Origin of the sequence: Microbacterium sp. Marseille-Q6648, from assembly GCF_943181415.1 — a bacterium.
Taxonomy (GTDB): Bacteria; Actinomycetota; Actinomycetes; order Actinomycetales; family Microbacteriaceae; genus Microbacterium.
This window is the reverse complement of sequence record NZ_CALPBZ010000001.1, coordinates 581,680-598,407: the sequence shown is the minus strand read 5'-3', so window position 1 is coordinate 598,407 and position 16,728 is coordinate 581,680. Positions and strand designations below refer to the sequence as shown.

Sequence of the window (16,728 nt, the reverse complement as noted above, 5' to 3'; positions counted from 1 at the left end):
TTGGGCGCGGGATGCGCACCTTCCTGCCATGAGCGATCGTGAGCGGGCTGACGCTGTCCTGGAGCACGTGGCTGTGCTCGCGTTCCTGTACTACCCCGGCATCGAGGTGGATGATCCGAGCTACAGCCTCACCGACGACATCGACTGGTGTCTCGCCCGGCTCGGTGATGTGTCCGACGTCGCGCGCGAACGGATGCGTGCGCTCTTCGCAAGAGCGATCACCGACCCGACCGCGGCGCGCGAGGAGTTGTTCACAGCTCTCTCTGAGCTCGACGGCGCGCTCCTGGTGGATCCGATATGAGTGACGCACATCCGAGCGACGACGAGCGTGCTGCGCGCCTCGCCGCACAGCGGAAGGCATGGAACGAGGCCCACCCGTCCTACTACGCCGAGTACCGTGAGCGGAACCGTGAAGACATCCGCCGGAAGAACCGTGAGCGTGAGCGTGAGCGTGCTCAGCGTGAGCGTGCGGAGAAGGCGCGCCGCCAGAAGGGGATCGATCGCGCGAAGGCCTGGGCTAAGGAACACCCCGAGGAACGCCAGCAGGCACGCGAGCGGTACAAGCAGAAGCACCCGGAGACGTACAAGCAGGCGCAGCGCGACTACTACCACCGCAATCGCGACGCGATCGCTGAGCGCCGGCGTGCGCGTGAGGCCGCTGACCCAGGGAAGGCGAACGAGGCGCGACGTCGCGCGGTCGACCGTGCCCGGGCCGCCGGCCGCGACCCAGCATGGTCGCCCACTCCTGACCAACGCGCGACCTATCGTGAGCGCGAGAACGAAGCAAGGCGCCTGCAGCGGCGCCGCGCGCGCGCCGGGTTGCCCGAGCGACAGCTCCACCGGGTACTAGCGCCAGAGCGACGTCACAACGATGCCGCGGCCGACGCCTTCTTCGCGCAGAAGCGCAGCGGTGAGGACATCGCCCGAATCAGAGATCAGGACGCGCCGACTCCTCCCGATCTGGTGCACGCGTGGCAGGAGCGTTCGGAGACCCGGCGTGTGGTGCGCGAGATCCTAGCGATCGCTGACGAGTACTTCGCCGATCATGAGGTCGAGTTGCGGGCGAGGGTCGCCGAGGTATCCCGCGCGCGTTTCCGGGGCGGCATGCTGCCGCTCGACGTTTACACGGAGCCACGCCGTCACGCTCTCGAGTTCGCAAGCCGGGGCTATCTGCGCGCCAACGCCGCCTCCCCGACATCATCGCTGACGATCTTTCGCTGGCTCACGACCGAGTACGCCCAACGGCGACCCGACATCACGCTTTGATCGATCCGCATTCGGGAATGCTCGGGAGAGCCGAGCGCTTCGCGAATGGCGTCGCCGCGCACCTCTAGGCTGAGCGAATGGTCGACTATGGGGAAGCCGTTGGGGACGGCATTGCCGCAGGGTTCGGAATGCTGTGGGCCGGGATCACGGCGAACCCGTGGACGGTGATCTTGTTCGTAGCGGTTATCGTGGGCGCACTTTGGATACAACTGACACCGCCCCGAAGGCGTCGCCGCCGATGACGGCGACTGCGCCTGCGGACGCGGTCGGCTCTGTCCCCGCTGCGGCAGTGATCTCAGCGTGCCTTAACGCTCAGGCCGGTTTTCCTGCCCGATCCCGGGTGTCGCGCGTGTTCGGTCGGTCCCCGCTGTCGGTCGACTCGCGGCCCTGGTATCTCGGCGCACTCGGTGAGCTACAGGTCGCGGCGCGCCTGGCGAAGCTCGGGCCCGACTGGACGGTGCTGCATTCCGTCCCCATCGGCTATCGAAGGAGTGACGTCGACCACGTCGTTGTCGGTCCTGCCGGAGTGTTCACGATCAACACGAAGTTCCACGACGACGCCCGGATCTGGGTCGGAAGCACGCGGCTTCTGGTCAACGGCCAGAAGACCGACCACTTGCGCAACTCCCGCTACGAGGCGCAGCGGATCGCCAGGAAGCTGATGGCGGTCGTGGGGGAGCCGATCGACGTCTACCCGGCGCTCGTTCTCGTCGGAGCCCGCAGCGTCACTATCCGTGAGCGACCCGTGGACGTGACGGTGCTCCGCGACACCGAGCTGGTCCGCTGGCTCACCCGCCGCGCAGTTACGCTCACGGCTGATGCGCGCGACCGCCTCGCTGAGATGCTGACGCGCCCGGAGACATGGGCTACGTCATCCGGCGCCTCCCCGGAACCGGACCTGACAGCGTTCGCCGCTCTTCGCCGCGAAGTGGGCGTCGCGCGGCGCGTGCGGATGCTGTGGGGAACGGCCGGTCTGTTTGGCGGAATGGTGGTGGCCGCGGCTCTCGCCATCAACGCATACGCAACGCTCCTTGGCGGATAGGTCGCATGATTGACTCATGCCGCTGAGTTCGACCGTCGCGATGCTTCCCGATACTCCCGATTCGCGGCTGCTCGCCGAGTTGAGTTCCTACTCGGACGACCTGTCCGAGGCGAGTGACGCGATCGAGCAGGCGTTGGAAGCAGGACACGAATCGCCGCTTTGGCAGCCGCTGACAAGCTACGCCGTGATCGCCTACATGCGCGCGTTTGCGCACTCCAACGTCCGGTCCGGCCTCCTCGCACACGTTCCCGTCCCTGACGATCTGGTTGAAACGCACGACATGATTCGCGGCTACCGGAACACGACCATCGCGCATTCGCAGTCGGAACTCTCGATGTCATTGCCGCTTGCCTGGCTCACCACAGAAGGCACTGTCCGCCAGGTAGTGCCGATCACGATCCGCCACAATCTTCCACGGACCGCAGCTCGTCGCATCGCGGAGACTGCCGACCGGATGAGCGCCCTTGTGGCTGAGCTGATCAAACCGCTTGCCGAGGGGCTCACCTCCGAGTATCGACACGCAAGCCCTGCCACGATCGCCGGTTGGCCCGTCCCTGATTTCGATCACGAGCGCGCCGACCGATTCACAGCGCAATCAAGGAGGCGGCGCCAGCCGCGATTCGTTGCGTATTGGGACGTCGACGTCGAGCCTGTCGACGACCGCGGTCGTGCGGTCTAGAACGAGCTGAGGCGAGGTGCGGATGAGGCACGCTGTGTCACCGCCGATCCTCCAGCGAGCTGTGCTCGGAGTAGGGAGCATCTCCCCGCCCGTCCATACAGCGGAGACTGTATGATCAGCGAATGCTGACCATAACGACTCGTCTGGACGCGATGAACCGCCTCGGCCGCGCCATGGCCGACGCGTCCCGATCACGGATTCTGATGACCCTGCTGGAGGGGCCAAGTTACCCGGCCGTGCTGGCTCGCGATCTCGACCTGACTCGCTCGAATGTCTCGAATCATCTGACATGCCTTCGCGATTGCGGGATCGTTGTTGCGGAACCGGAAGGCCGTCAGACCCGCTACGAGATCTCCGACCCGCATCTCACTGCTGCCCTCACTGCGCTCGTTGATGTCGCCCTGGCCGTCGATGAGGATGCCCCGTGCCTGGACGCCGCGTGCACCGTTCCCGGTTGCTGTGAGGTTGCATCGTGACCGCCTTGACGACCGAACGCCGGGAGCGGCTGCACCGCCGCGTCCGTTTCATCGTGGCGTTCACCATCACCTACAACGTGATCGAAGCAGTCGTCGCGATCACCGCGGGTGTGCTGGCATCCTCGGCGGCACTGATCGGTTTCGGCCTGGACTCCGTCGTAGAGGTCCTCTCCGCAGTCGCGGTCGCCTGGCAGTTCACGCGAAAGGACCCAGAGCGTTGGGAGAAGGCGACCGTCCGGGCGATTGGACTCGCGTTCTTCGCCCTTGCCGCCTACGTCAGCATCGACGCCATCGTCAGTCTCATCTCGCAAGAAGGCCCAGAGCACAGCCCGCTAGGGATCGGAATCACGGCCCTCAGCCTGCTCGTGATGCCTTTGCTCGCCTGGTTTGAGACCCGCACTGGCCGCGAACTCGGATCCAAGAGTGTTCTCGCCGACGCGCGCCAACTGCTGCTCTGCGTCTACCTGTCCGGAGCCGTATTCGTGGGCCTAATCCTCAACAGCCTCTTCGGATGGTGGTGGGCAGACTCCGTCGCCGCCCTCATCGTCGCCACCCTTGCCGTCCGTGAAGGCATCGAAGCATGGCGCGGCGACGTCGAATCACCCTTCGAAGTGCTCACCGAGATGAAGGACGAATAGGCGCCACCACCACCAGCCTCCTGCCTCGTAACCCTTGCCTTTTGCGACGTCTCATGGAATTGGCCGGGCGATCGCAGGCTGGGTCTCGCCGGCCCCGGCCTGTGGAGCTTGGCGCTTGGTGGCGGCGTTCGGTTATCGCTCAATGTCAGTGCTCGGTCATCCGCGTTTGTCGTTGTGCGGCCGCAACGCGATCCAGAGACCGCAGCGTCGGCATACGTAGGCGGCGGTGCCGTGCAATGCGTGCACTCGGCGCCGGGGTAGGGTTCGGCCGCAGCAGGAACACCGGACCGCCGTGTCAGTGTCCATAGGCGGCGATCGCGTCGACGAGCTGTGCGGTTGTGGGGAGGCCGGCCAAACCGGTCGGAGTCGGATAGACCCTGCAGGCGAGGTCGGTAGTGCGCCCACCGCTCGGGAAGAGATCCTGGCCGTCGATCGTGATGGTGGGCGAACCCGCGAAGGGAACCTGGGCTGCGTCTTCGGGCGTGCTGATCAACCGGAACGTGATTGCCGTCACACCGAGCCCGGTTTCATGCAGTGCTTCGCGGAGACGGTTCCCGGCTTCGATCCAACTCGGGCACTCCTCGATGTGTAGTACCTCGATGTTCATCGCCCCATTCTCCGCCCGAACTGTGGCTCATGGTGATTCCGAGCCCGATTGCGGGTCGATCAGCGGGCCGAGCCCGATGATGAGTTGGACCAGGCGCGCGATGTTTACAAAGCCTCGGTCAGCGATTCCAACTTCGATCGTATGACCAGCACGCCGACATGCGCGGTGATCCTCGGTCGAACGGGCAGTACTCGCTAACCTCACCCGAGCGGGTTCATGCGTGATAACTCGAGTCCCCGGCTTCCGCGATGAACGCATCCTCGACGGCCCGCCTGCGCGCGACGTCTTCGACGACGAACCTGCGGAAGTCAGCTGAACGATCCTCGATGGGGATCTCTTCGACCGACGGCACCGGCTCCTCCCCGGGCCAAGCCGTCTGACGTGTAGCTCTGTCGCGGTCGAGGCGCGAACCGCAGGCGGCGACCCAGTCGTGCAGGCGCTCTCGGGCCTCGGCGAAGTCCTGGTGCCAGCCGAGGGGAGCGGAGCCATGCTGCTCCTCGTCGTAGGCGCAGAGCCAGTGCAGGTGGAGAGCGGAGAGCTCCCAGACGAGTTCGGAGTGGCGATGCCACAGCGGCGGGATGATCGACGGTCCGAGCCCGTAGGTGCGGCGTAGCCAGTTCACCCACCTATCGAGCTCGACCCACTCGAATGCCGCTCGATCCGAGGTGAGCACGTTCCAGTTCACCGGGCGGGGCACGCTCGGCAGGCCATCGGCCTCACCTTCGGGGCCGTCCGGCGTCGGTGGCTCGAACTCGTACCCGGGAAAGTGCAGGGGCTCGTCGGTGGTCATCAGGCGCTCAGATGGCCAAGGGACGGACCGCCGGCTTTGCCGTCGACGGGGCGGATGCCGCCACAGACGGAAGCGCGTTCCGGCGGCGTTGCAGGATGTAGTTTGTGCGCGCGGAGTCGTGGCCGAGGCGCTTCGCGACGAACTCCTCGGTCTCGACCGTCTCGCCGTCGCGTTCCCGCGTCGAGGTGTGCGTGTATCCCTCGGCGATGAATACGTCGCCCTTGTTGAACATCGCGTAAGCCCGCTCCGCGTTGCGGCGGAACATCACGAGGTCGTGGTACGTGGTCTCAGTCTGGGTGAATGTGCCGTCTTCATTGCGTTCGAAGTGCTCCTGCCCGATGCGCACCCAGAACCGGGCTTCGCCTTTCGCGTTGAACGCGAGTTGCGGCTGCGACGCGATGAACCCGGAGAGAGACTGCTGGGTGTGGATAGTCATCGGATGCTCCTACCAAAGGGCCGCAGGTCGGCCATCACCTGGTAGGTGCGTCCCCTATCCCCGCCGCAGTTGTTCCTCGACGCGAGCCCGATCGGCACGGAGGTCCGCGGCGTCGGGGCGGGCAGTCCATTCGCGCATGCGCGTGACGATTGGTGGCGCCGATCTCAGCAATAGGAGGGCCGTGCCGTACGGCAGCGTGCGAATGACGTCGGGCGGCATGATCGGAACCCGGCGTGTTGATCGCTGGTTGGAGCGCATGCCGCGTTCACCGATAGTGATCGAGTCGGTGGCCTCGTCGCGGTCGCCAATCAGGGTGGCGATGTCCTGGAGGTCTCGAGACCCTGAGGCGCCACCGAGCACGATCTTGGCGATGCTCGCGTCCCAGATCGCCGTGGCTGCGTTGTCGCCCCACCGCTGACGGGCCTGCGCGAGCGACTGAAGCACCGGCATCGTGGTGACACCTGTGCCCCCGCCTTCGGCCATCAGGACAGGCAGCGACGGCAGGGGGGCGAGGTTGCCGATTTCATCCAGTGCGAGAAGCAGCGGCGGGTCGAGGCGAGCGCCTGGGGATCTCGCGGCAACGCGCCTCGCGGTTTCTACGAGGTCTTCGACCAGCGCGGCGACGAGGGAGGAGGATGCGCCGGCACCCGCGCCCGTGGCGAGAAGGTACAGGGTGCCGTTGCGTCGGAGAAAGGTCTCCGGATCGAACTGCTCGTCCTCGCTCGGGCTGACTGCATCGAGAACACGAGGGTCAGCCAGAGCGGCCAACGCCAGCGAGACGCCCTGCCAGATCGAGTCGCGCGTACGCGGGTCGGCGTCGATCATCGCCTCAAGCGACTCGGCCCATCCCGTCGCGGCGGCCGGGTTGGATGTGAGGATCGCGACGGCGTCCTTCGCCGCGGCCGGGTCGAGCGTCCAGCGAAAGAGCTCACCCGGTGAGCGGCCGTCGAGCGCAGCGGCGTGCAGCAGCGACTGAAGGGCTGTGCGGGTCTTGCCCTCCCAGAAACCGCCATTCTCCACTCCGACGCTCGACAGGCCTGTACCGGCGGCGAGTCCCGCGGCGCGAATCATGGCGGTGAGTGGGAGCTCGCATCCGCGTACCGGCGACCAACGCAAGCCCGCCGGTACGCCCGGAGCAAGATGTTGCGGATCGAACACGGCGACCGGCCCCCGTCTCATGCGCGAGCGAATGGTGGTCGTGAGGTTGTCCGGCCTGGTGGAGGTCGTGACGACGGCACCAGGTGCATCGAGGATCGCGTTGATGACGATGTGGGCGCCCTTGCCCGACCGGGGAGGGCCGATCACGAGGATCGAGTCCTCGACCGACGTCCACACCTTCGTTCCTCGTGCCACGCCCACGAGATAGCCGACATCCTCGGATCGTGGCTTATCGACCGACGCGCGAAGGTGGGTAGCGCGCTTCAGCAGCGCGTGATCTGAGGCAGCGCGGCGCACCTCAGAGGTAGTCGCGATTCCAGCGATCCGGTTCGGATCGGATCTGGTGTGACGAGTGTGGTTCCGGATGACGCGCCACACCCGCCACCCCGAAACGCTGAGCAGCGCCAGGAACGCTCCGACGACGGCCCAGTACGCAACGGCGTTAAGCCCAGGGGATCCCAGAGCCGCCCCCGGGTCAGCGGGGGAGCCGAGGACACCGAGCCCCGCTGCCAGACCACCTGTCGGCTGCTCCGCTCCTGACACAAAGGCGGCGAGATTGCCGCTCACACGCAGGATGCCGGCGAGCGCGGCGGCTCCACCGAGAGCGAGCAACGCGATATTGGTCAGCCCGTCGGGACCGGAGACATCGACACCGCGGGTCCCGCTCATGTGACGATCCCGAAGATGCACGTGCCAGAGACTCTCCCTACGAGGACGACCTCGCCCTCGGCGCTCGCTCGGCAGAGCCCCGGTTCCAGCAACGCGCGAGCGGACCCGTCCGCAGAAGCCTTGATGTGACGCACGATGATCGCTAGGGCTACCTCTTCGCCCGGGAGGAAACCCTCTTCGCCGTAGACCACGCGAGGCCGCTCGATCAAGGGCGTCGCATCGATGAGTGCTGCGGGTGCGGCCAGTGGCTCCGCCGGAGCGCTCGACCCTCCGTCCCGGACATGCGGCGGCGCACTCAGGGCGACCGAGCCCTGCAGCGGCCGGGTGAGGAGGTCGGTGAAGACTGTGCCGTCTGCCTCGTGGACGACGACCCGCACCGGCGACCCGTGAGCGAGCAGGACCGTGTCTATGACTTCCGCAAAGGACGCGCGGGCCCAGGGTGCCCCGAATCGAGGCGGTTCGAACGGCGTCCCGTCGACGGCGACGGTCATCGTGCCGTCGGCCGAGATCGTCATGGTGATCACGGGAAGGACCGCCGGCACGTGGATCGCGTCGATGGATCGTCGTATTGCGTGCGCTGTCGTCATTTCACGCCCTCCGTCATCCGGCTCGTCGTGTCGAATGCTGCAAGCTCGGCGGGATGCAGTTGGTGCTGAACCACAAAGCTACGATCCTTAATCCGCCAGAGACCTTGACCAGTTGCCAAGCCGGGCAGCAGGCTCTGCTCAGTGCCCGTGAGGCCGAGCGCGGTCGCAGTCGCTCCGAGTTGGTCCGATTCCTGCCGGTAGATGATTCGGGTCTCCGCGTTGGCGAGGAGCGACGATGCGATCGCACGCATGGCGGAACCCTGGTCGCCGACGTTGTCCAGGTCGGAGAGCTTGTGGAAGACGAGCAGGTTCGCGATTCCGTAGTGGCGCGCGAGCCGCCACTGCGCATCCATGCGTCGCAGGAGGGCGGGATGCGACATGAGGCGCCAGGCTTCGTCGTAGATGACCCAGCGCTGCCCACCGTGAGGGTCTAGGAGGGCGGACTCCATCCAGGCGGAGGAGCACGTCATGAGGACAGAGACGAGCGTCGTATTCTCGGCAACGCGCGACAGGTCGAGCGAGATCATCGGCAGGCTCGGGTCGAAGGTGACGGTGCTGGGACCGTCGAACAGTCCGGCGAGATCTCCGGCGACCAGCCGACGGAGTGCGTGCCCAACGACCCTGCCGTCCTCGACGAGGCGGCGGTCGGCTCGCTGGGATACGTCCGGGGAGAGGATGCGTTCCACGACCATCGGCAGAATCGGGGTCTCACATGAGCGGACAGTGTCCGCGAGAGCGAGGTCGATCGCAGTGTGCTCCAGTGGGCTCAGTGGTCGTTCGAGCACGGTCTCGGTCAGGGCGCCGATGAGGTCGCGGCGACGAGAGGCGACCTGACCAGCCCAGCTCTCGTCGGAAACGCCGGATGGGCGATGTCCTTCGTCGAGCGGATTGAGTCGGTTCGCCATGCCGTGCCCGAGCACGATTGCCTGCCCACCGACCGCTTCGGCGACGGCAGTGTGTTCGCCCTTCGGGTCGCCGGGTACGTAGACGCGGCGGCCGAAGGGGATCGAGCGCGTGTAGAGGCTCTTCACGAGCGATGACTTACCGGAGCCCACGATCCCTGCCAGGACGATGTTCGGCGCGGTGATCATCCCGCGTGAGTAAAGCACCCACGGGTCGTAGACGAACGATGCACCCGAGTAGAGGTCCTGGCCGACGAAGACGCCCTGCGAGCCGAGTCCGCCTTCGGCGAGGAATGGGTAGGCTCCGGCGAGCGTCGCACTGGTGTCCTGGTGGCGCGGTATCCGCAGGCGGCCGGGGGTTCGGAGCGCCGTGGGGCGCGACTCGCCGGACGCGGGCAGGTAGGCGGTCGCGCGTAGATCCGCGCGCTGTGCTTCGGCCTCGGCACGGTCGGATGCGGTGGTGGCAGCGCGAGTGGCGGCACTGAGACGCTGGAATGCCTTGCGTCGGGCGCGACGCTCCTTCCTGCGTTCGCCTGCCGGGTCCACGAGCGTTGTGGTGTGTATACGCTCGCCCCCCTGCGCGTTCACAGCGACATCCCGTTGCGGCGGTGAACTTTCGCACCAGACCCCTGGAGGGTGAAGCGTCCAGGGCGCTGAAACGAGTCGTTCGGATTGACGCGGGGCGCGAGCGATTCCGAGACCGGCGGCGCGGCGGCGGCGGAGGATCCCCATGCAATTCGGCCGGAGTGCTGAGATGCCCGATCCAGGGCCAGGCCGGCCCGAGCGACAAGGGTCGACGCACGGCGCAGCGCGAGGGCGGCTGCATGGGCTTCCTCCACCCCGGCCCAATGATCGCCGTCGTCAGTTCGGGCGATCGCGTCCGAGCTGGTGTGCGCGAACGCGAGCTGATCGAGTACCTGTTCGAGCGACCTCAGGCCGCCCAGCAAGTCCCCGACGACCTCGTACGTCTGTGCTGGGTCATCGAACGTGCGCGTGGCGTGCGCGAGAGCGCGCAGTGCGTGACACGCTTCCTCGCCGTCGACGACAGGATCCTGAAATGTAGGCATTGCGTGTCCCTTGCAACAGAAGTCGTCAGTCAGGTGCGCGAGGTGTCCCCGCGCGTCATACGGGCCGGCACAGGGGTAGCGCGGCGACGGTGAACGCTTGCGCCTGCTGACCCACGAGCCTCCGTGTTTCGCAGGCAGCTTGCACGGCGGCCTGCTCGATCGCCGCGACTGCGGCATCGAGCTCGTCGACGCTCGGCGCCGACACTGCCACGAGCCCGGTGAAACGCAGCACGCCGTGACCAGCCGTGAGGTCTGACTCTTGCTGCACGACGTCGTTGTATTCGGCGGTGCGCGCGGCATCCTCGATCTGCCCGACTTTCGCCCGCTGCGCGGCATCCGAGAGAAGCCCCACCTTCTTTCTCCTGATGTCCCTCGCGGCGAGGTCGGCACGGACCGGCGTGCAGGTCAGAGTGAATGTGCGTTGGATACCCGAGGTCAGCAGCAAGGGGGAGAGGAAGCCTGGGTACACCTGTGACCTCGGCCACTCCGAGATCCAGAGGACCGCGTGGTGGGCCGAGTCGGTACGCAGCCGGTCCCAGGTTTCGGAAACTGCGATGGGGCCGGCCGTTGCGAGACATCGACCGATGTCCCCGTGTCTCTCGAGCGCGGGAGCGACTGCGGGATCGTATGCGGAGCGCAGCACGACCGCGACCTCGCCTGGGCTCAGCCATCCTGTGGGCGTTAGGTCGGCTGCCCGCAGTGCTGCCACGAACGTCGTCATCTCCTGACGCAGCACGCTCGCGGCCCCCTTCATGCCACCCCCGGCGACGCGGATCTGGCGGGCCGCCGCGCGCATGTCGAGCGCGAGGGCGATTGTTGTCTCATGCCGTTCGCCGGCAGGGCCGGCGCGCTCAATGAGCTCCTTGTACGTGACCGCGGGCCAAGAGTCATCGTCGACGCCATGCCGGGCCCACCATTCGGCGAGCCCGCTTCCGGAGCTGGGCACTGTGCGCTCGGAGATCTGCACGCGCGCGATGCGGCCCGACCGGCAGACCGTCGCGAGCACTCGCCCCCAGCCGGCCACCCGACGCTCCTGTTCGCCGCTGTCGAGAAGAACGAAAGCCGGATGGGTGATGCCAGCGATCGCCGTCAGGGTCTGAGCGTGAGGATCTTGGATCATGGCGGCGCCCGTCTCGGGGTCGACCCACTCTCGGAGCGCGGCGGCGTCGCCAGGGAGTGCGAGCGTGCCCGCGGGGCGCGGCTTGACCAAGTCCGCGCGGAATCGCAGCTGGCCGCCGACGCTTCGCCACACCCAGCGCGTTGAGATCGGCACCCATTCAATGAGCTTCCGACCACCCACGGGGACGAAGGCAAGAGCGACGCTCGTCACCCAGATCGGTGAGGTGAGGCCGAAGAGGATGCCGCCGCCCAGGTACACCGCACTGGTGAACGCGACTAGCCCGATGGCGAGTGTCACGAGCTGTGTCAGGGAGAGGCCGAGCATCACGCCTCGCTTGGACAGACGGGAGAACTGAACCGGGTGCAGCTGGTTCGAGCGCGGGGGGTTGTTCGCTGTCATGCTGTCGTCCTTTCGGGCGGAGTGGGGATCGGCCGCGGGTGCGGAGTCGGTGTGCGCGGCTGTGGGATCGGTTGCCCGGCCGCCGGGGAGGTCGTCGGTGACGGTGGTATGTCTGTCGGAGTGGCGCCCTCGGTATGTCCCATGGCTGCTGATCCGGTGGCGTTGCCGAGCTTGGGTCCGGCGGAGGCTGCCTTGCCGACCACCTGACCGCCGACGATGACTGCGGCGGCCGGGCCGGCGGCCGCCGCAGCGCCTGAAGTTCCTGCGCCGGACGCTGCTGCACCAGACGCACCCGCGCTGGCACCAGATCCAGCGGTGTTGGCAGCGGCGCTCGTCGCCACCGGGCGCGCCGACTCGCTCGAGGTGCCACCTCCGTCGAGGATCGACTTCGCCGACTTCGCACTCGCGGGGCTAACCGGCACCGGGACGGGCCGATTAAGCGCTCCCTTAGCCTCCTGTTCGGTCGACATCGCGTGGTACATATCGACGCCGACGAACGAGATGAACTTGTAGGTCATGTATGGCGCGAAGGCTGCGACGAGCATCAGTACAACTCCGGCCACAGGATCGCTGATGGAGGCGAGATCAAGGTCGATCGGCGCCGCGGTCTGGTTGATCGCGACGAGGAAGAGGACGACAAGCACGAGCTTGGAGAACACGAGGGCCACAACGAACGCCACCCACTTGCCGAACCAGCCGCGGGTAGCATCCCAGGAGAATCCGGCCAGTGCGATGGGCGCGAACACGATCGCCACGAGGAGCAGGGCTTTGCGGATGAGGAGCGAGAACCACACAATCGCGGTGGCTGCGATCGCGAGCCCTGCGAGGAAGATCGTCATGATCGCGCCGACGCCGGGGCTCGCGATGTTGATCGCGACCAGCCCGGCGGCCATCAGGGCGATTCTGTCGCCCATTCCCTCCATCGTGTTTCCGGTTGCCCGGACGATCCCGATGGCCAACTGATCCGTGACCTCCAGCAGCGTCCCCGTCAGGGCGATCGCGACGAACGATCCGAGCACGGACTTGCCGAGCCCCACAGCAGCCCGGGAGAGCGCGGTTGGATCGCGATGCGCCAATCCGGTGATCAGTTGCAGGCAGAAGAACACGAGCATGACGAACAGCGCGACGCCGAAGAGCAGGTTGTACACCTGGGTGTACTGGTCACCGGTGACGTCGACGAGGGTGGTCGTGTCGAACACCGCCCAGACGGCTTCGAAGAACCACGCGGCGGCTGCGGCGAGCGTATGGGCGAGCCAATCGAAGGGCGCGGCAACGAGCGAAGTGACACCCGACCCGACGGTCTGGCATACCTCGGCGATCGCCGGGATATCGCAGACCCCGCCCACTCGCGTCGTTCCTCTCAATCGGCCGCGTCTTGCTCAGACGGACTGGCCGACACCCCAGAAGAAGTTCACGAGCGTGACCGACGCCCCGCAGATGAGTGCCGCGCCGCACGCTACTAGGACGCCGAGCTTGCCCCGTGAGGCGAGATGGGGGTTCGATGAGTTGGCTCCATACCCCCACGCGACAGCGGCAATGATGAGGGCGAGAACGGCGAGAATGAGCCCGACTGTCATCACTGCGCCGACGATGACGCGGAGTTGCTCGATGCCGGGAAGTCCCGACCCGTTGGGAACAATGTCAATCACGGTCGTGCTCCTTGTCTGCGCAGAAACGAACCTGCGTACAAGGTGCGTGCGGCGTCCCCGAGATCCGTCGACTCGCCCAGTCCGTGCACGCACTCTGGCTAGAGCTGTTGCCCGACCCCAATGAGGAAGTTCATCCAGGCGACCGCCGCGCCGGCAAGTGCCGCTGCGCCGACGGCAACAAGGAGGCCGGTACGGGCTCGCATGGCCGACTGGTAGTTCCCGCTCGTAGACGCGATCGCCCATGTGGCGGCGCAGATGAGGATCGCGAGTACCCCGAAGATCAGGACGTACATGAGGAGCGCGCCGACGATCGCGCGGAGGTCACCCGCTCCTCCAACCGCTCCGAAGTCCGGGAAGATGTCCATTTCGCTCACCTCATGCGCCCGACGCGCACGCTGTCCTGCCAGCGGTAGCGGCGTCCAATCCTTCCGCCCCGTGCTCGGCGAGCCACGGGTCTGCGTCTGTAGCCGGTTCGAACGCACCGCCGGGACGGATCTCGAAGTGCAGGTGCGATCCCGTGGACTTGCCGGATGACCCGACGTCACCGATGTGTGCGCCGGCGGTGACGCGCTCGCCGACCGTCACGTGGACACCCGTTGGCCACATGTGCGCGTACGCCGACGCCACCCGCTCTCCCCTGACCGTGTGCTCGATGACGATCAGCTGTCCGTAGCCCCCATACGGCCCAGCCCAGCTGACGATCCCGTCTGCGATCGCGAAGATAGGCGTGCCGTCTGCCGCAGAGAAGTCGGTTCCTGCATGGAATGCGGGTCGACCGGTCATTGGGTCAGTGCGCCCGCCGTAGCCGCTTGCCCGCACCCACGTGTCGCTCGGGAGGGGAAAGACGATGCGGGTCGTCTCAGGGACGGAATCGAGAGATGTGCCCCCTCCGGGCGACGATGAGGGCGGCCGGGTCAGCGCGACGAGGATGGCTTCCGCGACGGGCTGATACCGCTGGTAGCGGTCGGGGAAAGCTGAGCGCTCGACAGCTTGCGCAGCCGAGCCGGGATCAGCTGACTGCCAACCCGGGATGTCGAGGAGCCCCGCAGGGGAGGGGAAGTTGGGTCCGTCTGCTCCGCCGAAGAATGCGCGCACCTGGTAGTCCGGATCCATGAGCTCGTCGACGGTGCCCCAACCAGAGGTCGGGCGCATCTGAAACAGGCCGAGTGAGTCGTGGTCGCTTCCGACGCCGTCGTTGGGCATGCTGAGCGACGCGGGATGGGCGGGGTTCGCCAGCATCCGCAGGGTCGACTCGGTGAGCGCAGCCATCAGCCCGATCACCACCCCCTGGCGCCCGACACCTTCAATACCGCTGCCTACCGTGATGATCGTCGCGGCACGAGTGAGTTGTGTGTGCCCGAGGGTTACCGGCACCCCGTCGCTCCGTGTTGCAGTCAAGTTCTCCGGGACCTCGGTGACCACGAGCTGGCCGGATGCCTGGCAGGCAGCGAGCGCGGCGGGGGAGAGGACGAGGGGGAGCGCGATCAAGCCGGCGAGCGGCAGCGTGAACAGAACGACCGCGAGGACGATCACGAGCTTCTTCATGTTCGGCGCCCGTCAGCGGAGCGGGTTGTCGACCTCGGACAGCCGGAGCAGGCGGCATTCGTCGAAACTCGGCTCGCAGGCGATGAAGAGGGTGAATGCGATTGGTCGAGAGGTCTCCTGCGCCTGGGTCCCTACGATGCCCGCGCGGTGGCGTGTTCCCGTGATCGTGTACGCGATGGTTCCGGGGAGGATTTGGCCAGGCGTCGCTTGATCGATCGCGTCGTTCCAGGATGCCGGCACGAACGCTTCATCGATGGTGAGCCACTGGCGCGTGCCGTAGCTGCGCAGCGTCATCCAGGCTTCCGGCGTCGGCAGGTAGATGCGTACATCGGAGGCAAGGCCGGCGGTCTCAGCTCCAGAGGGATCGCCTGCATCGACGATCACCTGTGCGTAGTCGACCGGATCGAAGTCGGTGGCGGTGTCCCAATTGATGAGCGCGGAGGCAGCGTCGCGCGCGAAGGACTCGGCATCCGATGTCGAGCGGATCGGCGGAAGCTCTGCGCTCGAGGCGCTCGGTTCGGGCTCACCGGGTGGGGTAGCCGGCGCTGCCGGATCGACAGCAATCGTCGGCGTGCTTGGCGTCGGCGCTAGGGCCAAGCCGTACAGCCCTACGCCGACGAGCGCGGCCAACACACCGAATCCGATTGAGAGGAAAAGTACGAGGCGGCGCCGGGGCCGCAGCGTGGCGACCATTACGCGATCTCCCGCCTCAGTTGCACCCTCGCGCTGCGGAGCGTCGAGAAGAACTCCACGGTGGACGCGAGAGTCGACTCGAACTGCTCGAGTTGCTCGTCAGTCAGTTCGGAGGCCACAGCTGCGACATCGAAGTGCGTCCACCAGAGGTCGAGGTCCTCCCACACACGCACGAACGCCCGGACGGGAAAGACATGCGTCGCGACGGCGCGGGACCGGGTCGTGCGCCGATTCCGCTTGGCTTGCTTGACTCTCGCAAGCGCCGCGCTCGCCAATTGCTCGAGTTCGTCAGGCGGCTCGAAGTCTTCGGGCGCTTCGAAGTCCTCGAATTGTTGTGGCGGTTCCGGCTCAAGGAGTTGCCGGATTCGCGCGTGCGACGCGGCGACACTTCCTCCCTCGTCGATGAGCCGCAGCTCTTCGCTCGCCTTCTCCTTCAGCGCAGGGTCAGCGCCAGGGTCAGCGACAACGCGCTGCAGTTCGGCGATGCGCTCCAGCGTGGTGTACGACGCCTTGCCGGTGACCATTTGGGCTGCCTGCGTGCGACTCTTGCCTGACCTGAACTGCGGTGGTGCCACGGTGGCACCACCGTCACTTCCATGCCGAGCATCGGGACGGCCGAAGCGGGTCGCGGCCTGACGGCGAGTCGCGTCGTCGGCGATGTGATCCTTCAGTTCGGTGTACAGGGCTGCCGCCTCTGTCGGTGTGAGCGGCTTGTGCAGGAGGTTCTCGGCCTGCTCTGCCAACAGCTCGGCGAGCCGATCCGAGATGCCAGACCGCACCCACACCTTGATCGTCTTCTCGCCCAGCCGCTTCAACGCTTCGAGCCGACGAGCGCCACACACCAAGACGCCTTCCGGGGTCACGGTGACCGGCTGCAGCAGGCCGTCGCGGGTGATCGAGTCGGCGAGCTCGTCGATGTCCCCGTATTCGGTGCGGTGTCGCTTCCCGACGACGATCGATTCGATCGATCGTTCGAGCTCGATGTGGCCGGTGTTGGTTCCCACG

The 16,728-nt window shown here is 66.6% G+C and carries 20 protein-coding genes; 6 read left to right on the top strand and 14 right to left on the bottom strand.

Annotated elements, in window-relative coordinates:
- Positions 1 to 28: 28 nt before the first annotated feature.
- From NFR93_RS02830 to NFR93_RS02805, 6 genes are all read left to right on the top strand, one after another.
- Complete coding sequence (locus tag NFR93_RS02830) at positions 29 to 301, top strand: hypothetical protein (protein WP_251449843.1); 273 nt, start codon at positions 29 to 31, stop codon at positions 299 to 301.
- Positions 298 to 1,266: a hypothetical protein gene (locus NFR93_RS02825; RefSeq protein ID WP_251449841.1), complete on the top strand. Its 969-nt coding sequence runs from the start codon at positions 298 to 300 to the stop codon at positions 1,264 to 1,266. The genes NFR93_RS02830 and NFR93_RS02825 overlap by 4 nt, the downstream gene beginning before the upstream one ends.
- Positions 1,267 to 1,423: 157 nt before the next feature.
- Positions 1,424 to 2,308, top strand: a complete 885-nt coding sequence (locus NFR93_RS02820; protein ID WP_251449839.1) for a nuclease-related domain-containing protein — start codon at positions 1,424 to 1,426, stop codon at positions 2,306 to 2,308.
- 16 nt (positions 2,309 to 2,324) lie between these two features.
- Complete coding sequence (locus NFR93_RS02815) at positions 2,325 to 2,987, top strand: hypothetical protein (protein ID WP_251449837.1); 663 nt, start codon at positions 2,325 to 2,327, stop codon at positions 2,985 to 2,987.
- A 122-nt stretch (positions 2,988 to 3,109) separates the two neighbouring features.
- A complete protein-coding gene (cmtR, locus tag NFR93_RS02810) occupies positions 3,110 to 3,463 on the top strand; it encodes a Cd(II)/Pb(II)-sensing metalloregulatory transcriptional regulator CmtR (protein WP_251449835.1) in 354 nt (117 codons plus the stop codon).
- Entirely contained in the window at positions 3,457 to 4,101 is a 645-nt protein-coding gene (locus NFR93_RS02805) for a cation diffusion facilitator family transporter (protein ID WP_251451447.1), read from the top strand. Before cmtR ends, NFR93_RS02805 begins: the two co-directional genes overlap by 7 nt.
- Before the next feature lie 295 nt (positions 4,102 to 4,396).
- Here NFR93_RS02805 and NFR93_RS02800 read toward each other — a convergent pair whose 3' ends face one another.
- The 14 genes from NFR93_RS02800 to NFR93_RS02735 form a co-directional block, all read right to left on the bottom strand.
- A complete protein-coding gene (locus tag NFR93_RS02800) occupies positions 4,397 to 4,708 on the bottom strand; it encodes a thioredoxin family protein (protein ID WP_251449834.1) in 312 nt (103 codons plus the stop codon).
- 214 nt (positions 4,709 to 4,922) lie between these two features.
- Positions 4,923 to 5,498, bottom strand: a complete 576-nt coding sequence (locus NFR93_RS02795) for a hypothetical protein (RefSeq protein ID WP_251449832.1) — start codon at positions 5,496 to 5,498, stop codon at positions 4,923 to 4,925.
- Between the two features lie 7 nt (positions 5,499 to 5,505).
- A complete protein-coding gene (locus tag NFR93_RS02790; protein ID WP_251449830.1) occupies positions 5,506 to 5,934 on the bottom strand; it encodes a single-stranded DNA-binding protein in 429 nt (142 codons plus the stop codon).
- Positions 5,935 to 5,988: 54 nt separating this feature from the next.
- Positions 5,989 to 7,761, bottom strand: coding sequence for a type IV secretory system conjugative DNA transfer family protein (locus NFR93_RS02785; RefSeq protein WP_251449828.1), 1,773 nt, complete (start codon positions 7,759 to 7,761; stop codon positions 5,989 to 5,991).
- On the bottom strand, positions 7,758 to 8,252 hold the full coding sequence (locus tag NFR93_RS02780) for a hypothetical protein (protein WP_251449825.1): 495 nt from the start codon (positions 8,250 to 8,252) through the stop codon (positions 7,758 to 7,760). Before NFR93_RS02780 ends, NFR93_RS02785 begins: the two co-directional genes overlap by 4 nt.
- Positions 8,253 to 8,344: 92 nt before the next feature.
- Positions 8,345 to 9,838, bottom strand: a complete 1,494-nt coding sequence (locus tag NFR93_RS02775) for a putative type IV secretion/conjugal transfer ATPase (protein ID WP_251449823.1) — start codon at positions 9,836 to 9,838, stop codon at positions 8,345 to 8,347.
- Positions 9,835 to 10,317, bottom strand: coding sequence for a hypothetical protein (locus tag NFR93_RS02770; protein ID WP_251449821.1), 483 nt, complete (start codon positions 10,315 to 10,317; stop codon positions 9,835 to 9,837). The genes NFR93_RS02775 and NFR93_RS02770 overlap by 4 nt, the downstream gene beginning before the upstream one ends.
- 55 nt (positions 10,318 to 10,372) lie before the next feature.
- Positions 10,373 to 11,836: an SCO6880 family protein gene (locus NFR93_RS02765; protein ID WP_251449819.1), complete on the bottom strand. Its 1,464-nt coding sequence runs from the start codon at positions 11,834 to 11,836 to the stop codon at positions 10,373 to 10,375.
- Positions 11,833 to 13,182, bottom strand: a complete 1,350-nt coding sequence (locus NFR93_RS02760; protein WP_251449817.1) for a conjugal transfer protein TrbL — start codon at positions 13,180 to 13,182, stop codon at positions 11,833 to 11,835. The genes NFR93_RS02765 and NFR93_RS02760 overlap by 4 nt, the downstream gene beginning before the upstream one ends.
- A 33-nt stretch (positions 13,183 to 13,215) precedes the next feature.
- Complete coding sequence (locus tag NFR93_RS02755) at positions 13,216 to 13,485, bottom strand: DUF6112 family protein (protein ID WP_028495551.1); 270 nt, start codon at positions 13,483 to 13,485, stop codon at positions 13,216 to 13,218.
- A gap of 98 nt (positions 13,486 to 13,583) precedes the next feature.
- Positions 13,584 to 13,850 carry a DUF6112 family protein gene (locus NFR93_RS02750; protein WP_251449815.1) on the bottom strand — a complete coding sequence of 89 codons (267 nt, stop codon included), beginning with the start codon at positions 13,848 to 13,850 and terminating at the stop codon, positions 13,584 to 13,586.
- A gap of 10 nt (positions 13,851 to 13,860) precedes the next feature.
- On the bottom strand, positions 13,861 to 15,030 hold the full coding sequence (locus NFR93_RS02745; RefSeq protein ID WP_251449814.1) for a M23 family metallopeptidase: 1,170 nt from the start codon (positions 15,028 to 15,030) through the stop codon (positions 13,861 to 13,863).
- A 12-nt stretch (positions 15,031 to 15,042) separates the two neighbouring features.
- Positions 15,043 to 15,723, bottom strand: a complete 681-nt coding sequence (locus NFR93_RS02740) for a hypothetical protein (RefSeq protein ID WP_251449812.1) — start codon at positions 15,721 to 15,723, stop codon at positions 15,043 to 15,045.
- The gene (locus tag NFR93_RS02735; protein WP_251449810.1) at positions 15,723 to 16,727 is read right to left on the bottom strand and encodes a ParB N-terminal domain-containing protein; all 1,005 of its coding nucleotides are present in this window, start codon (positions 16,725 to 16,727) and stop codon (positions 15,723 to 15,725) included. The genes NFR93_RS02740 and NFR93_RS02735 overlap by 1 nt, the downstream gene beginning before the upstream one ends.
- Position 16,728 lies beyond the last annotated feature (1 nt).

Bases quoted from the DNA above. Each gene is read 5' to 3' on its own strand.
- NFR93_RS02830 (WP_251449843.1), top strand. From the start codon at position 29: ATGAGCGATCGTGAGCGGGCTGACGCTGTCCTGGAGCACGTGGCTGTG.
- NFR93_RS02825 (WP_251449841.1), top strand. From the start codon at position 298: ATGAGTGACGCACATCCGAGCGACGACGAGCGTGCTGCGCGCCTCGCC.
- NFR93_RS02815 (WP_251449837.1), top strand. From the start codon at position 2,325: ATGCCGCTGAGTTCGACCGTCGCGATGCTTCCCGATACTCCCGATTCG.
- cmtR (WP_251449835.1), top strand. From the start codon at position 3,110: ATGCTGACCATAACGACTCGTCTGGACGCGATGAACCGCCTCGGCCGC.
- NFR93_RS02800 (WP_251449834.1), bottom strand. From the start codon at position 4,708: ATGAACATCGAGGTACTACACATCGAGGAGTGCCCGAGTTGGATCGAA.
- NFR93_RS02795 (WP_251449832.1), bottom strand. From the start codon at position 5,498: ATGACCACCGACGAGCCCCTGCACTTTCCCGGGTACGAGTTCGAGCCA.
- NFR93_RS02790 (WP_251449830.1), bottom strand. From the start codon at position 5,934: ATGACTATCCACACCCAGCAGTCTCTCTCCGGGTTCATCGCGTCGCAG.
- NFR93_RS02785 (WP_251449828.1), bottom strand. From the start codon at position 7,761: ATGAGCGGGACCCGCGGTGTCGATGTCTCCGGTCCCGACGGGCTGACC.
- NFR93_RS02780 (WP_251449825.1), bottom strand. From the start codon at position 8,252: ATGACCGTCGCCGTCGACGGGACGCCGTTCGAACCGCCTCGATTCGGG.
- NFR93_RS02770 (WP_251449821.1), bottom strand. From the start codon at position 10,317: ATGCCTACATTTCAGGATCCTGTCGTCGACGGCGAGGAAGCGTGTCAC.
- NFR93_RS02765 (WP_251449819.1), bottom strand. From the start codon at position 11,836: ATGACAGCGAACAACCCCCCGCGCTCGAACCAGCTGCACCCGGTTCAG.
- NFR93_RS02750 (WP_251449815.1), bottom strand. From the start codon at position 13,850: ATGGACATCTTCCCGGACTTCGGAGCGGTTGGAGGAGCGGGTGACCTC.
- NFR93_RS02745 (WP_251449814.1), bottom strand. From the start codon at position 15,030: ATGAAGAAGCTCGTGATCGTCCTCGCGGTCGTTCTGTTCACGCTGCCG.
- NFR93_RS02740 (WP_251449812.1), bottom strand. From the start codon at position 15,723: ATGGTCGCCACGCTGCGGCCCCGGCGCCGCCTCGTACTTTTCCTCTCA.